At 39.5% G+C, this 15,497-nt stretch carries 13 protein-coding genes; 4 read left to right on the forward strand and 9 right to left on the reverse strand.

The features are described from left to right. The first annotated feature begins 121 nt into the window (after positions 1–121). Together ND812_RS15145 and ND812_RS15150 are read left to right on the forward strand one after the other, a co-directional pair. A complete protein-coding gene (locus ND812_RS15145; protein WP_265376227.1) occupies positions 122–1,147 on the forward strand; it encodes an LA_0442/LA_0875 N-terminal domain-containing protein in 1,026 nt (341 codons plus the stop codon). 10 nt (positions 1,148–1,157) lie between these two features. Next, positions 1,158–2,867 carry a hypothetical protein gene (locus tag ND812_RS15150; protein ID WP_265376228.1) on the forward strand — a complete coding sequence of 570 codons (1,710 nt, stop codon included), beginning with the start codon at positions 1,158–1,160 and terminating at the stop codon, positions 2,865–2,867. Between the two features lie 47 nt (positions 2,868–2,914). Here ND812_RS15150 and ND812_RS15155 read toward each other — a convergent pair whose 3' ends face one another. Further along, on the reverse strand, positions 2,915–3,826 hold the full coding sequence (locus ND812_RS15155; RefSeq protein WP_265376229.1) for an alpha/beta hydrolase: 912 nt from the start codon (positions 3,824–3,826) through the stop codon (positions 2,915–2,917). 126 nt (positions 3,827–3,952) lie between these two features. On the opposite strand from ND812_RS15155, the gene ND812_RS15160 reads away from it, so the two are divergent. Together ND812_RS15160 and ND812_RS15165 are read left to right on the forward strand one after the other, a co-directional pair. Further along, positions 3,953–4,570: a CsgG/HfaB family protein gene (locus ND812_RS15160; RefSeq protein ID WP_265376230.1), complete on the forward strand. Its 618-nt coding sequence runs from the start codon at positions 3,953–3,955 to the stop codon at positions 4,568–4,570. 75 nt (positions 4,571–4,645) lie between these two features. Further along, positions 4,646–5,116, forward strand: a complete 471-nt coding sequence (locus ND812_RS15165; RefSeq protein ID WP_108959287.1) for a Dps family protein — start codon at positions 4,646–4,648, stop codon at positions 5,114–5,116. 5 nt (positions 5,117–5,121) lie between these two features. On the opposite strand, the gene ND812_RS15170 is transcribed toward ND812_RS15165, so the two are convergent. The 8 genes from ND812_RS15170 to fliR all read right to left on the reverse strand — a co-directional run bounded on the left by ND812_RS15170 (position 5,122) and on the right by fliR (position 15,496). Beyond that, positions 5,122–5,919, reverse strand: a complete 798-nt coding sequence (locus ND812_RS15170; RefSeq protein ID WP_265376231.1) for an alpha/beta fold hydrolase — start codon at positions 5,917–5,919, stop codon at positions 5,122–5,124. A gap of 34 nt (positions 5,920–5,953) precedes the next feature. Next, entirely contained in the window at positions 5,954–7,096 is a 1,143-nt protein-coding gene (locus ND812_RS15175) for an SH3 domain-containing protein (protein WP_265376232.1), read from the reverse strand. Position 7,097: 1 nt separating this feature from the next. After that, positions 7,098–8,315 carry a pyridoxal phosphate-dependent aminotransferase gene (locus ND812_RS15180; protein WP_265376233.1) on the reverse strand — a complete coding sequence of 406 codons (1,218 nt, stop codon included), beginning with the start codon at positions 8,313–8,315 and terminating at the stop codon, positions 7,098–7,100. 8 nt (positions 8,316–8,323) lie between these two features. Continuing rightward, complete coding sequence (locus ND812_RS15185; RefSeq protein ID WP_265376234.1) at positions 8,324–10,021, reverse strand: DNA repair helicase XPB; 1,698 nt, start codon at positions 10,019–10,021, stop codon at positions 8,324–8,326. A 323-nt stretch (positions 10,022–10,344) separates the two neighbouring features. Further along, positions 10,345–11,316 (reverse strand): tRNA dihydrouridine(20/20a) synthase DusA, encoded by a 972-nt coding sequence (gene dusA / locus ND812_RS15190; RefSeq protein WP_265376235.1) that lies wholly within the window; start codon positions 11,314–11,316, stop codon positions 10,345–10,347. Between the two features lie 10 nt (positions 11,317–11,326). Further along, positions 11,327–13,441, reverse strand: a complete 2,115-nt coding sequence (locus ND812_RS15195) for a flagellar biosynthesis protein FlhA (RefSeq protein WP_265376236.1) — start codon at positions 13,439–13,441, stop codon at positions 11,327–11,329. Between the two features lie 4 nt (positions 13,442–13,445). After that, the gene (locus ND812_RS15200) at positions 13,446–14,717 is read right to left on the reverse strand and encodes an EscU/YscU/HrcU family type III secretion system export apparatus switch protein (protein ID WP_265376237.1); all 1,272 of its coding nucleotides are present in this window, start codon (positions 14,715–14,717) and stop codon (positions 13,446–13,448) included. Then, positions 14,714–15,496 (reverse strand): flagellar biosynthetic protein FliR, encoded by a 783-nt coding sequence (gene fliR / locus ND812_RS15205; RefSeq protein WP_265376238.1) that lies wholly within the window; start codon positions 15,494–15,496, stop codon positions 14,714–14,716. Before fliR ends, ND812_RS15200 begins: the two co-directional genes overlap by 4 nt. Position 15,497: the final 1 nt, after the last annotated feature.

The following is a 15,497-nucleotide window of genomic DNA, read 5'->3' on the forward strand; positions in this document are numbered from 1 at the left end:
AAAAATCTTAATATTCCATACACCAACAATACCCATATAACAGACACCCTAAGCCCTAAAATACACTTGCAATATCTTGACAAAATAGAATAATACAAGAACTCACCAGAGATTCCATTCCATGAAAACGTTACTATTTATCCTCATCGTCGCCTTCGCATTTCCAGTTTTTGCAATCAACACAGTCATTTTAAAAAATGGCAAAACCCTCAAAGGGAAAGTAACGGATCAAAACGAAAAGGGCCTCACCATCCAAACAAGTGATGGCATCCAAACCATTACGAAATTCCAAATTCTAAAAGTTGTGTATAAAGATGTGAGCGAACAAGAAGCAGAAAAAATTCGCATCGCTGAAGAGAAAAAACTCCGAGAAAAAGAAGAAAAGGAAAAAGCCAAATTAGAAAAGGAACGTTTGATTGCAGAAGCAAAAGAACAAAAGAGCTTAGAAGAAGAAGCCAAACTTGCAGAACAGGCAAAACTTTTGGAAGAGAAAAAACTAGAATCTCAAGCTGAAAAAGATGCCAAAGCAGAAGCAGAATGGTTGGCAACGAGAAAACTTGGTCCGTCACCAGCAGCTTCCGAATGTGGAGGTCGATTAGCGCTTATTTGGCGATCTGCTCTTATTCCTGGTTGGGGGCAATTTTGTGGCGGGTATTATGTATCCGCGGGAACGTTTAGTTCTATGTTTTTTGGAACTTTAATTTATACCTTAGGTCCCCTACGCACCGAAGAAAAAAATGCAAAATCACATTACGATACAATGGTATTATTAAACCAAATTGGAGGACCAGGAACACGCCTTACTGCACAAAACATTAGTTTGCCGAGTGAATTCCTAGCAGGTTATATCGAAACCTCCATTACCGACGATCTAATCGTAAAAAGTAAAAATGATGCAAAAGGAACAAACACAAAGTATCTAGCAGGACTTGGCACGGCAAGTATCATCTACATTACAAATATCATACATGCCTACATGATTGGAAGAGATACATACCCAGAAAGACCAGTAGTCCAATCTGGAGGCAAACAATTCAAAGAGGGATGGGATTTTGAATCTAGTTGGGACAAACCTCAAGGTGTAAATGTATATCGACCTCAATTCAATTCGATTTATGCAGAACTTCGGTATTCAGTTTTATTTTAAGGAAATATTTATGAAGCGAATCATCTTCACAGTTTTAATCTCAATTTTATTTTTCCAATGTAGAATATTTAAACCATCTAGTTTGGATCCTTCAGAAGACATAGGATCTTTACAAGCATTACTAAGATTACTAGCTTTAGCAGATGCTTTTAATACTCAAAGCCAATCTGTACTATTCATGAAGTTTACCGACTCCAATGGAGCTCCCTATGCAAATGGGGTCATCGAATACTCGGTCTTAAATGAAGCCGATGAAAATGGAGTGGCGACTTCACCATATGGTGAATCAGGTAATGTTCAAATTTACACAGCAACTCTTGATACCTCAGGCAGGACATTTTTGTTTTTTAGCGAAAGAGGGATTGCTAATGTTTCCTTAAAGAATGCAAGTAATACCTTTATTGGGACGGCATCATTTCGCCTTTACAACGGAATCACAAAACAATTATTTTCCATTTATAAACAAACAGGTAATGCACAGTATATACTGGAAGATTTAGCAAATTATCGAAATAGACTAGCGACGGGTACAACACTCACTTCACTTGGTTCCGCCAACGGAAGGCAATTCATCTATCTTGAAGTACAATCAAACTTTAATGGTACCAATAATTTTACAACGACAGGCTACATTGCTTCCAGTGCGGATGGTGAATATTATGACCAAATCACTAAAATTGACGGAGTCAGCTTGTCAAGGAACAGCACAACGGAAACAGTATTAAAACTTTCTGTTCCCATGTTCAATGGATCCGATTATGTTTTTTTCCTTTCAGCAGAAACAAGAAATTACCCGGCTTTAACATTTTTAAGTAATAAAAATTTCTATGTTCAATTCTCAGCATCCTTACCTCCGGCATCCGCAACTGCTATTGAGAAAACTTTACCGAACCTCCATCGATTTTTTGAAAGTGATGATAAAACTTGGTATTACCCAGCTCTTTCCTTAGGAAGTGGTAAGTATCTGGGAACCCCTCTGCTTTCTGGAGTCCCTAGACCACTGATCATACAATTGGATTCCGATACAACTCCTGATTTAGTGGGTGATTTTAGTTGTTCGGTTGCAACTCCGGATGTTTCCTTAGTTGCTTACCAACTCATTACTCATTTGGGTGTGAATTACTTACAGTGCCCGGTCACTTTCGGGAGTACATTTGTATCAAAGAGTATCAAAATTCCAGAACTCACAACAAACCAAGTTACCTTTGATGCGCTCTCACCGACTACTTTTGACTCACCTATTTTCCCTGTCCAAGACCAATTGGTTGCCATTTTATTTACTTCGCCCAATTTTTTTGGTACAACGTTTCCAAAAGGCTCCTATGCAAACTCGAATCCAATCATTCCCAAAAATAGTTCGCAAATCTCAGGTTTTAACACTAGTATTGGCGGTAGTGCATCAAGGTTAAGGACTGTTAAAAGTTCCAATTCAAATCATTATTTTTTACTTTCGAATGCACCCAATTTTTTCAGTCCAACAATCGAAATTTATCGGAGTAATGATAACTTAACTAGCGTTACTCAAATTCCATCGCTCCCAAGTTTATATAGTACAGGCATTACAAATCCAGAACAACTCCAATCTGCCAATGGCAAACTTAACTATAGTTATGCTATATCAGCAGGGATAGGGATCGGTTCATTACCAGTATACCTCAACTATTCCACTCGTGATGATGGAACGTGGGAAAGTTTACCAAAACTGATCAAAATAAAATAAAACCTGAGATAGTATGTGGTGAATATCCTTTCGAATCTATTAGATACTTATTTGATAAACTTAATTTCTTTTAAAAAATTCTGAAGGATCAATTCATATTCAGGTGAAATGATTGTGTTTTGGTCCAATGAATTTTTTTTTGTCGAATAAGTTGCCAATTTTTTGGAAGTCGCTTTTAAATTTGAAACGATCAATTCTGCATCCTCTTTTTGTGTTTTGTCTCCATCATTAGGAAACAAAATTAAAACTGGTTTGGTGATTAATTTTGCTGCATTCAATGGTGAAACATCATCAACTAATAAATCACCTTTTAGTTCCGCGATCGATAAACTGAGCGGAGTAATCAATCGAATCAATCTAGAATAGAGTCTTTCATAACGATGTTCCACATAAGACCGCATGTCTTTAAAGGGAGTATCTGCGATCACAAATCCGATTTCGTATTGTCCATCTGCAAATTGTAAAGCGGTTGAAGCTCCCAAATCGATTCCAAAAATTCCAATCCGATCTTCTGGAGTATTGTCTATCTCCGAAAAATATTCAACTGCCCTCTCTAAATCCAATTTTTCATGGTATCCAAATGTGGAATACTTACCATCGCTTTCCGCATAAGCTCTGGCATCATACAAAAACAAACTACAACCACGTTTCCAAAACGGTGTGGAATACGGTAACATTTGGATTTTAAAATTGGATAATCCGTGTAAAAAAATCACCCCGCAATTTTGTTTTTTGGGATTTTTAAAATACCAGCCTCTCAATCGCAAACGTCCATTTTGAAAACGAATTGATTCCGGAGTAGGCAACTTAAATTCAGAAAAAGAGATTTGTTTACTCAAATTTTCTTCGTCCGATGCTCTTGGATAGGAAGGTGTTAGAATTTGTTCGGAAAGAAAATAAGAAGCAACTAGCAGACAGAAGGCGAGAATGAGTAAAATCCAACTTAGAGTTTTTTTCATGAACAAGTGCCTAGTAGGAAATTCTAGGAACTTAGCCAAGTGGGAAGCGAATTTTTCAAAATCTTCCAATTTAAGCCGAAAAAGAATTGCCCTCTTAACAACTTTACCTTCATCTTTAGGAAATCTATGAAACAATATTTAGCGTTTTTCTCCCTACTACTTTCTGTATCGTTAACCAATTGTCGGACTATGGATGCAGCCATCCAATACCCTGAAACAGGAAAATCCAATCTCGGAATCACAAAAGTTGCTGTCCTCATTTTTGATATAGAAGAAGCAAAATGGGGTGACGAATTCACAGATGCGGTTTCTCTACAAATCGCAAAATCACTTCCTTTCAAAGTCATAGAACGTGAGCAACTTTCGAAAGTTGTGAATGAACAGAGTTTTTCCAAAACAGGAATCATTGATACGCAAACAGCTGTTAGAATTGGAAAAGTTCTAGGTGTGGATGCTCTCGTTTTTGGCAGAGGTTCTGCTCTAAAAAAATTCGATGAGAAAGGAAAACTCATCCCAAATTTAGTCGATACAGTATCCCTAAAAATCGTTCACATAGAATCCGGACAAGTCATTGTCAATGCGCGAAAAAAACCAGGAGCTGATTGGACCATGGCACGACTTTTACAGTATAGTCTAGGACTTGGACTGATTTGGAGTCGTGAGGATATTTTAGTTGCAACAAGCCAATATGATTTTGTCGCAGAAAGTTTAGTCGATCGAATCGTAAGTGAACTCGCTAAATAATTTTTATTAGCCTCATTCGATTGCACCAAGTAAAATTAATCGTGTCTAATTCTATAGAACTAAGAGGAACCTTAAATGAAAATTAATATTGGAATTCCAGAAGAAGAGAGAAGTGCTATTTCCGAATCTTTAAAAAAACTGTTAGCTGATACATACACTCTCTACCAAAAAACACACAGTTACCATTGGAATGTTACAGGGCCGATGTTCCAAACATTACACCTTCTTTTTATGACCCAATACACAGAACTCTGGAATGCAATTGATCCAATTGCAGAACGAGTCCGCTCTCTCGGGTATTATGCACCAATGGGTGGATGGGAATTTGCAAAGTATTCTAGTATTTCAGAAGACAAAGAAGTTCCAAAAGCAAAAGATATGATCAAAAATTTAGTGGAAGGGAACGAAGCCGTGATTCGCACAGCACGAGCAGCCTATGCTCCTGCAGAAAAGGGAAATGACCAAGCAACCTTGGATCTATTAACACAAAGACTCGACATTCACGAAAAAACAGCTTGGATGTTACGTTCGTTACTCGAAGAATAAAGGAATCAAACAAACTCGTTTTGTAACCAATTTCCAAGTTCTTCCAAAAATACTTTTTGGTGGGTAAAGTGAATATAATGCCCACCACCTTCAATTTTTACTTTTACATTATTTTTAAAAAACCGATCCATTATTGAAAGATCAGATTCTTTTATGAATTCGGAATTCCCACCTAACAAAAACAATGTCCTAGTATTAGAAATTCTATCAAATGAAAATACATCATCAAAAACTCTTCTAGCGTGATTGATTCCTTCTACATTCAATTTCCAATGATAGGAACCATCTTCTTTTCGTTCTAAACTCATCTGTAAAAATTGGCGGATAAACGTATCTTTCACATACTTCGCCATTTCCGTATCAATTTCCGTACGTGTATTAAATCCACTGAGTGGAAATGACATAGACAAAATCTCATTGTCATACGCAAACGGATAAGACCTTGGTGCAATGTCTTGTATGATGAGTCGACTGAGAATACCCGGGTGCATCAAATCAAAATACATCGCCACAAGACCACCCATTGAATGGCCGAGTAAAATCGGATTTTGGATTTTTAAATCATTTAGGAAAGTTTCCAAATCATCTGCCATGAGAGGTATGGAATGTTCGTCACTGTGCGGAGAATCACCATGATTCCTTTGGTCAATCGCATAAACTTGACCAAACTCGGATAAAAATCTGGCGACTGTCACCCAGTTTTTTGAAGATCCAAATAACCCATGTAAAATGACTATATCACCGATTGACTTTTTTTTTGGATCGGAACTTTGAAATGGATAAACTTTGTAAGTTAATTTCACAAAACTTTCCTTATGTTTGAAACTTAAATCATGATTAGTGAAAACATTCTTTTTTTAGAATCTGCAAATGAGGAAGGATTTGTTTTTTTTCGCGCGGACCAATTTCCGATGCATAACGGAACATTTGGTTGATTTCTGATTTGATCCCTTCACTCACTGGAGAAAAACATGGAATCGAATCTGGATCTTTTGTCATGGAACTTAGGGATTTTACAATCTCTTTTGTATAAAGCGTTACATAGTTACCAGTCGGGAAAAGATACACATATCGTAATTTCCCTTTGCGGATCTCTTCCAATCGACAACGTAAGTCCACTCCGCAATCAACAATGGGAATACTTTCTGTCGCCAAGTAACCTGCATAATCCGAGTGTTTTGTTTTGGGATACGATTCCAATAATTTCCAAAAATAATTGGAATCTACATAATAGTTTCCAGAAGAATAATCATATAATAACTTTGTTTGGTGGCGTTTTAAAAACTCAAGAGTCTCTGGATCATTGTCTGGTTTGATTCCTTTTTCGTTCATCAAATCCACAGTTTTTTTTAAGAAAAAACCTGCTTTCGCTCGAAGGAAAATAAACTCATCTCCAGTAAATTTACCAGAAGAAGAAATTGAAAAAATGGTATCAGTGATTTCCTGTTTTGCCAAAAAATCCACTTGTTTCGATAGAATCAATTTCTCTGCTTCAAATAACAATGTGGAGAGGTATTGTTTTGGCGGAACCGAGCGCACCACAGAACGTTTGATAAATCCGGAAAGTCCATCTTGGAGTTTGACTGGAATCCAATCTTCTTTGGGACTTTCCAATGAATTTTGATCATACGTAACAGGTTCACCAAATTTTAGTTTTCGCAGTACATCACTTTTCCCGTCTGCAAAGAGATGTAAATTGAGACCAATCACTGGGATGACAATTTCAGAATGGTTGTCCCTTTTAAAAAGTTCGGATGGATTGGTCTGTTTTGGTTTTTCAAGAAACGTTGGAGCAGAAAAAAGAGAAGTTTCGCCGAGTAGAGCAACTAACAAAACAAAGCTGATTTTTTTTAGAATTCCAAATGAAAGACTAGTACCAAAACTTCGCATTTTGTATCCAATAGACAAGATTCGAAATCGATTTGAACTAAGTCCGATTGTCCCTTTACAAAATAGTTTCAGTAAAGGGACAGGTTTCATCTTACTTCTGTAAATCCTCAACCATTTGTTTGATGCGAGCGACACCCTTTTCGATGTCTTTATCACCTAACGCATAAGACAAACGAATTGCTTTGTCATCTCCAAAGGCAATCCCAGGCACTGCTGCCACATTGTATTTGTCGAGAAGGACATCACAAAAAAGTTTCGAAAGAGAGGTTTCTTTTTTTTCAGCAAGCAGTCGTTTGAATCCAGGCAATTCATACACGCCAGTGATGTAAGGGAATGCATAAAATGCACCCTCAGGCATACGGCATTCCACACCAGGGATCTCACGTAAAAGTCCCACGATGAGTTTACGACGTTTGTCAAAAGCCTTGAGCATTTCTGCAACAGGTGTTTGGTCTCCAGTGAGGGCCGCTTCCGCAGCTGCCTGTGAAATAGAAGATGCGTTACTTGTGGATTGCCCTTGCATGGTATCCATGTTTTTCACAATCTCTGCATTCCCTGCCCCGTATCCAATCCTCCAACCCGTCATCGAGTAAGCTTTTGATACACCATTGATGACAAAGGTTTTTTCCTTCATCTTGTCGGAAATCATCGCAGGGTTTACAAATTCCAATCCATCATAAATGATTTTTTCGTAAATATCATCGGATACCGTAAGGATGTCTTTTGGTTCCAAAACCTTCACAAGTGCTTCCACATCCGAACGAGTGTAAGCTGCTCCTGTTGGATTGGATGGGGAATTAAAAATAAACACTTTTGTTTTTGGAGTGATGGCTTTTTCCAATTGGTCAGCTGTGATTTTAAATCCACTGGAAATATCCGTTGGTACAATCACAGGAGTTCCTTCTGCCAAACGTACGATATCCGCATAACTCACCCAATATGGTGCAGGGATAATCACCTCATCTCCAGGATTGAGAGTCGCCATAAAAAAATTATAGAGAACTTGTTTTCCACCCGTTCCTACAATGATTTGATTTTTTTCGTACTTTAATCCGTTTTCGGATTCAAACTTCTTGATAATGGCATCTTTCAGAGAAACGGTTCCACTCACGGGAGTGTATTTGGTTTTCCCTTGTTCCATTGCTTTTTTAGCAGCTTCTTTGATATGAGTTGGTGTATCAAAATCAGGTTCCCCTGCTCCGAATCCAACCACATCAAGTCCACTCGCTTTCAATTGATTGGCTTTAGCCGTGATTGCGAGAGTGGGAGAAGGTTCTACGACATCGAGTCGTTTTGCTACAAGTTTCATTTTGTCCTCTATTTCGTGAGTGATTCTTCTGGCACTGTTTCTTTGAACTGATCCAAAGTATAGATTTCGTATTCATACCCTTGTTCGGTGAGGAAGAGTTGTCTGTTTTGACCAAACCTTTCTTCGTTGGTATCACGCGAAATCAGTGAGTAAAAAATTGCTGTGTTATCTTGTGATTTCGGACGAAGGATACGTCCTAATCGCTGTGCTTCCTCTTGTCTTGATCCAAACGTTCCCGAAACCTGAATGGCAATGTTTGCATCTGGTAAGTCGATGGAAAAGTTTGCCACCTTTGATACGACAAGTTGTTTGATTTGACCCGTACGGAACGCTTGGTAGAGTTCTTGTCTTTCAGGTAGTGGAGTTTTTCCCGTAATCAAAGGAATTTTGAAGGTTTGGGAAATCTCTTCTAACTGATTGATGTACTGTCCAATCACCAAAATGTTATTAGTAGAGTGTTTCTTTAAAATATAACTGATCGCACGAAGTTTTTCTGGGTTTTCTGAAGCCAATCGGAATTTCTCACGATCATCCGCCACAGAGTATTTCATACGAAGGTCATCTTCCATAGGAACACGGATTTCCACACAATTAGCTTCCGCAATCCAAGACTTCGCTTCGAGTTCTTTCCAAGGTACATCGTATTTTTTAGGTCCAATGAGGGAGAACACATCTTCCTCGAGTCCATCTTCTCGAACAAGCGTAGCTGTCAAACCTAACCTTCGTTTGGCTTGGAGTTCCGATGTCATACGGAAAACTGGAGCCGGCAATAAATGCACCTCATCATACACAATGAGTCCCCAGTTGTTAGCACTAAAGATATGAAAGTGAGTAAAGTCCCCACCTTTTTTCTTTCTATGAGTTAAGATATTATACGTTGCAATGGTAATCGGTTTGATTTCTTTCATCTCACCCGAATACTCACCAATGTCTGACTCAGGGATATCCGTTTTGTCTAAAATTTCATTTCTCCACTGGCGAATGGACAAAGTGTTCGTTACAAGAATGAGAGTTTCCGCACCAACAATTTGCATGACCCCCATACCCACGATGGTTTTACCCGCACCGCAAGGTAATACCACAACACCAGACCCACCTTCGTTTCGTCCACCAGCATGGAAAGCTTCTACAGAAGCTCTTTGGTAATCCCGCATTCCAAATTTAATTCCACTGATGGTAACAGGACGTAAGTTAAATGGGTATTTATTTCCTTCATCGTAACCCGCAAGGTCTTCCACTGGAAAACCAATTTTAATTAACGCTTGTTTGATGTGACCACGGTATTCTTTTTTGATTCGAATTTTATCACCTTCCATTCCATCCACAAAGGGTTGGACGGCACGGTTGTTTGCGATTTCTGTGATAAATCCTTTTTCGTTAGAGATGATGTACAACTCTCCCGATTCTTCTTTTACCAATTTTACTTTTCCATAACGCGAGATTTGTTCTCTCACTTCGTTCATCACGTTTTTGGGTACGGAGTAACGAGCAAATTTAGTAAGGCCTTCAATGATTTCATCAGCTGTCATTTTGATAGAAGCAGCATTCCACAATGAAAGTGGAGAAATACGGTAGGTATGCATGTATTCAGGGCTTTTTTCGAGCTCGGCAAACTTGGCAATGAGGTCCCGACAGGCTTCAAATTCTGGGTTATCAACCTCTAGAAGCATTGTTTTGTCACTTTGTACGGTGAGTGGCTTGGTCATGGTATTCCCTCTCAATTTAACCAGGCTGGGGAGAGAAACCGCCCTGTCAACCCATTTGATTTTAAGAGATTTTGGATGCATTTTTCCGCCATTTTTAGGGCAAAACCAAAAAGAATGAACAAAAACAAACCAACTACCGTCTAAGATATGTTATTCTATATTCCAAAAATTGATTGAATTTTCGTGATAGGTTTTGGCGTTCCCACTTTTTTTGCAATGGATATTGGTTTGCAAAAAGGGTCAGGCTCACTCCGGGGTTCGCTTTCGCTCCCGTCATTTCTCTCGCCTAACGGCGAACAGAAATGACCAAGCCCTGCGGATCCTTAACGCGTAAGATAAGATTCTAAAATGGACTCGGTGGCCGAATCCAAATGCATACGATCTGTCAGATACTTTCGAAATTCCCTTGCACCTCTTTCCCCGTGATACAATCCTAAAATATGGCGAAGCACATGATGGACCTTGCCGCCATTTTCACGAACACATCGTACATAAGGAATCATAGATTCCAAAACAGATTCTCTTGTTTGCGGAGTTTCCTTTGATCCAAAATAAAAAGAATCTACAGTAGAAAATAAAAACGGATGATCATAAGCCGCACGTCCAATCATTACACCATCTACTTTTGTTAGGTGCTCCCTGATATCTTCATGTGACTTGATCCCCCCATTGATGGTAATGGAAAGATCAGGAAAATCTGTTTTCAGTTGGTAAACATCTTCATACCGCAGTGGAGGAACCGTTCGGTTTTCTTTGGGAGAAAGTCCTTCGAGGATTGCAATCCTTGCATGAACGATACAATGGTCCACACCTGCTTCTTTGATTTTAGAAACAAAATTGTGTAGGTCTTCGTAACTTTCCTTTCCATTTACACCAATTCGATGTTTGACAGTCACTGGAATTTTCACCTTCGCTTTACAAGCGGAAACCATCTCTGCCACAAGGTTTGGTTCTTTCATGAGGCAAGCCCCAAAACTTCCACTTTGGACTCTATCAGAAGGGCAACCCACATTCAAATTGATTTCATCATACCCATAATCTTCCCCAATTTTTGCACATTCCGCAAGAGCCGCTGGTGAATCTCCCCCTAACTGGAGAGCAATGGGATGTTCTTCTTTTGAAAAATCTAAGTGTCGATGGTTATCTTTTCCCCGTAGGATGGCACCTGTTGTCACCATCTCCGTATAGAGTAACGCATGTTTGGAGATAAGTCGCAGAAAAAAGCGGTAATGTCGGTCCGTCCAGTCCATCATCGGAGCAACAGAAATGCGGTGCGATGGGACTGAACTTGGCAAAAAGATTCTCCTATGCTTCTTGTGGGTGTTCCTCTCTGGATGGAAGGCTTAGAACCGAAGCAATTTCTGTCGGAACCCCTCTATGGATTTCTTCAGAAGCAATTACTGCAAAGTTCCTTGGGGGTAGTTCCTTTGTCAAAAAGAATGCAAAGGCTTGTCTTAAGTACCTGGAAACAACAAAGATAAGGAAACGATTTTCATCCAATGCTTTCTGTAATTCATTATAAACCGATTCTAAGATCCTCACTCTGATATCATGAGGAAGGATGATGAGTTTACTACCATCGGTTTCATCGAGTGTGATACTTTTGTTCATACGATCAATGATCCTTGGATCAATGGTTACCACATGTAACTTCCCATCTGGAGAAAGGAAATCATTGATGATTTGGCGAGAAAGCGCCTGCCTAACATGTTCTGCTAAATCAAAAGGATTATTTGTACGAGGGAGATGGTTTGCAATTGCATCCATAATTTTGGGAAGGTTCTTAATGGACAAACCTTCTGCCAAAAGATTTTGCAAAGTCTGTTGGATGATCCCAAGTCTTCCTTGTTTGTCATAATCCAATTCACCCACAAGTGTAGGATGAGTTTGGCGTAAATGTTCGAGAAGTGCTTTTACTTCCTCTCTTCCAAGAAGTTGAGATGCATAATTGGAAATGAGTTCTTTTAAGTGAGTGATGATCACAGTGGAAGGATCCACCACAGAATACCCCTTGTTTTCCACTTCAATTTTATCATTTGGATCAATCCAAGTAGCTTTTAAACCAAACGCCGGTTCCGTGAAAGGTTCTCCGACAATTGGTTCCAAGTTACGAGAAGTATTGTTCATCGCCATAAGCCTATCTGCTTTAACGATCGCCTGCCCTACTACGACACCATTGATACGTATGCTATAATTATCGTGAGGGATCTCTAAATTATCAATGATACGTATCGCGGGGATCACAAGTCCAAAATCAATGGCGAATTTTTTACGAGTATTGGCAATTTGTTCGAGTAAATGCCCACCGGAAGAGGCATCCACTAACGGCAGTAAATCGCGTCCAAGTTCCACCTGTATGGCTTCGACAGAAATTTCTTTGATGTAATTTTCTGGTTTTTTCTCTTGGACTTTTTCTTGGGAAACAGTTTCGATTTTTTTGATTTCTTCTTTGGCAACTTGTTCGATCGAATACCCTAAGTATCCAATGGCTCCAGACAAAAAGAGAAGTGAGAAAAAAGGAAGCCCAGGGATGAGACTTGCCATCCCAAGTGCACCTGCAACTACATATAAAGTTTTGGCATTCCCAAAAAGTTGGTCTTTGATCTCTACGGTTAGTTTTTTTTCGGAACTAGATCTTGTGACAATGATACCAGTTGCGGTTGTAGAAAGTAGACCTGGGATCTGGGAAACAAGTCCATCTCCAATTGTAAACTTCCCATACGTTTCAATCGACGCAAGGAAGGATTCCCCACGAATTGTAGAACCAATGAGAATCCCACCTATCAGGTTAATGGCGGTTATGATAAGCCCTGCTCTCACATCCCCTTGTACGAATTTGGATGCTCCATCCATGGCCCCGTAAAAGTCCACTTCGCGTTGGACTTTTTTTCGTTTTACCTTAGCTTCCGCTTCCGTGATCGCACCACTGTTGAGTTCCATATCAATGGACATTTGTTTTTGTGGTAATCCATCGAGTGTAAACCTTGCTGCCACTTCCGAGATCCGAGTTGCACCTTTTGTGATTACTAACACCTGTACGATGGTGAGGATGATAAAGATAATTAGACCTACTACATACTTTCCTAGACCTGATTCTCCACCTACCACAAAGGTTCCAAATGCTTCGATCACACTCGAATTCATTGCAGGCCCTTTGGAAAGAATCTGTCTAGTTGTCGATACGTTGAGTGCTAAACGAAAGAGTGTGGTGATAAGGAGTAAACTTGGGAAAATCGAAAACTCACTCGGTTCTGTAACCGATAATGCTGTCATTAGAATAAGGAGCCCAAGTCCTATACTCACAACAATCAGGATATCCAAAACAAATCCAGGGAGTGGGACAATTAACATCCCAAGGATCATTAAGGTTCCTACACCTAACACAACATCGGATTGTTTTAATATATCTCTAAAGTTCATATGGTTATGCCATTCCTACTTTTTTTTTGAACTTCTCAAGAGTGATGAGGATTTGCACCACAGCTTGGAAGAATTCTTGTGGGATTTCTTCTCCCACTTCAACTTGTGCATACAAAAGTCGTGCTTGTTTCGGACTTTCGATAATTGGGACATCATTTTCACGGGCTATTCTTCGTATTTCTAGTGCTAGGCGGTTTTCACCTTTTGCGATCACACGAGGTGCAGAATCTCTGCCCATTTCATAAGATAATGCTACTGAATAATGAGTTGGGTTTGTGATCACCACATCAGCTTTTGGAACTTCTCGCAACATATTCCCTTGCATCATGTCGCGCGCGAGTTGCATCCTGCGGTTTTTCATCACAGGGTCCCCGGAATCTTCTTTCATCTCTCGTTTGGCTTCCGAAGGAGTTTGTTTTAAGGATTCTTCAAACTCTGATTTTTGAAAAAAGAAATCGGCAACGGCAATCCCAAGTAATAAAAGACCAACCGCCATCATAATCTTAAAACCAGAGTAAGTAACTAGTGAGATGGCTTGCATCATCCCCATATTCCCAGTGAGTAAAACCTTTAGAAAATCTCCAGAAATCAGGATATAACTAACCACACCAATTAACACAACTTTTGCGAGCGACTTTACTAAATTAAATAATGTTTGGCGATTCGGCAAAACTCGTTTAAAATTGGGAGATATACGATCAAACCGAAAGGATAAGGCTCTTGGTGAAAACATAAATCCCACTTGCACCACATTTCCCACGATCGCAAACACGAGAGTGATCGCAAGGACTGGCCATAGTAGGTTAAAAAAATCTTTGGAAACTCCAGAAAGGATCACACGGAACTCTTCTGCCCCAAAACGTTCGTGGTGCATTCCCATGGGTAAGTATTTTTTAATGAAGATTGCTGTGTTTTTAATGAAGGTATCACCAAGCAAATAAAGGACCCCAGTTCCACCTAATAAAACCAAGGTGGAAGCCACTTCATTGGATTTGGGAACATTCCCTTTTTCCTTTTCTTCCCGCCTACGACGCTCACTCGGAGGTTCTGTCCTTCCCTCATCGGCCGCTGCAAATAGTTGTAGTTGGATTTCATAAGGCCCTGTGACAAATATTAAATTTGGATCACTTACAGGCGTCAGTTGGTCATCCAGAAAAAACCAAGCATTTAATATTTCCTGCAATCGATCCAAAAAAGTCCGAAACATCCCCTGTATGGCTTGGACCATATACCGAATCATCGGAACTTGTCTCAATATACTATGATTCGCCTTCATAAACTTGGCCACTCCCGAACAAGTAAACTCGCTTTGTCCATAGAGATTTGAATCCCTTGTACCATTTGTGTGGCGATAAACGTAAGAGTTGCAATGAGAGTCAGTGTTCCAATAAACACTTTTAAGGGAAACGACATGGACATCACATTCATTTGTTGTGCTGCCTTTCCCATCAGTCCTTCTGCAAGAGAGACCAAAAAAAGTATGCCCATGACAGGAAGGGCAATTTTAAACGATACGACAAACATAGCACCGATTGCATCTTCTACCAATCGATACAATCCACTATTCACTTTTCCAGTTAAGGAGATGATACGAATTTTTTCAAAAGAATAGGCAAGAGTTTCAATGAGGAAACGATGTGCCCCGATCACAAGGAATAAGGCAGTCGCCATTAAGTTTTTCATCGTTCCAATAGCAGGGAGTGAGTTTTGTGTCACGGGATCGAGGATCTCTGTATATCCAAATCCAATTTGGTTATTAAAAAATTCACCAGCCATCTGGAAGGCACTAAACACGAGTGAGACGAGAAACCCAATAAACACACCAATGAGCATCTCCGAAATGATCATAATCCCAAAATTCACCATATGACCAGGCACAGGTGGCATGTAGTTTGCCACAACAGGGTATATGATCAGTGAGACCATAAAGGAAAAAATCATTCGAAGGGAGAAGTTAATCGATTCTGATGAAAAAAATGGGGCTACAAGGAATAACCCAAGCAGTCGTACTAAAACAAAAAGGAAAGATTGAAAGTGTAAGATGAATGCTTCCATA

It is taken from the genome of Leptospira limi, assembly GCF_026151395.1.
In the GTDB taxonomy this organism is placed as follows: Bacteria; Spirochaetota; Leptospiria; order Leptospirales; family Leptospiraceae; genus Leptospira_A; species Leptospira_A limi.

Coding starts and splice junctions, on each gene's coding strand:
- ND812_RS15145 (WP_265376227.1), top strand. CDS start 122: ATGAAAACGTTACTATTTATCCTCATCGTCGCCTTCGCATTTCCAGTT.
- ND812_RS15150 (WP_265376228.1), top strand. CDS start 1,158: ATGAAGCGAATCATCTTCACAGTTTTAATCTCAATTTTATTTTTCCAA.
- ND812_RS15155 (WP_265376229.1), bottom strand. CDS start 3,826: ATGAAAAAAACTCTAAGTTGGATTTTACTCATTCTCGCCTTCTGTCTG.
- ND812_RS15160 (WP_265376230.1), top strand. CDS start 3,953: ATGAAACAATATTTAGCGTTTTTCTCCCTACTACTTTCTGTATCGTTA.
- ND812_RS15165 (WP_108959287.1), top strand. CDS start 4,646: ATGAAAATTAATATTGGAATTCCAGAAGAAGAGAGAAGTGCTATTTCC.
- ND812_RS15175 (WP_265376232.1), bottom strand. CDS start 7,096: ATGAAACCTGTCCCTTTACTGAAACTATTTTGTAAAGGGACAATCGGA.
- ND812_RS15180 (WP_265376233.1), bottom strand. CDS start 8,315: ATGAAACTTGTAGCAAAACGACTCGATGTCGTAGAACCTTCTCCCACT.
- ND812_RS15185 (WP_265376234.1), bottom strand. CDS start 10,021: ATGACCAAGCCACTCACCGTACAAAGTGACAAAACAATGCTTCTAGAG.
- ND812_RS15195 (WP_265376236.1), bottom strand. CDS start 13,441: ATGAACTTTAGAGATATATTAAAACAATCCGATGTTGTGTTAGGTGTA.
- ND812_RS15200 (WP_265376237.1), bottom strand. CDS start 14,717: ATGAAGGCGAATCATAGTATATTGAGACAAGTTCCGATGATTCGGTAT.
- fliR (WP_265376238.1), bottom strand. CDS start 15,496: ATGGAAGCATTCATCTTACACTTTCAATCTTTCCTTTTTGTTTTAGTA.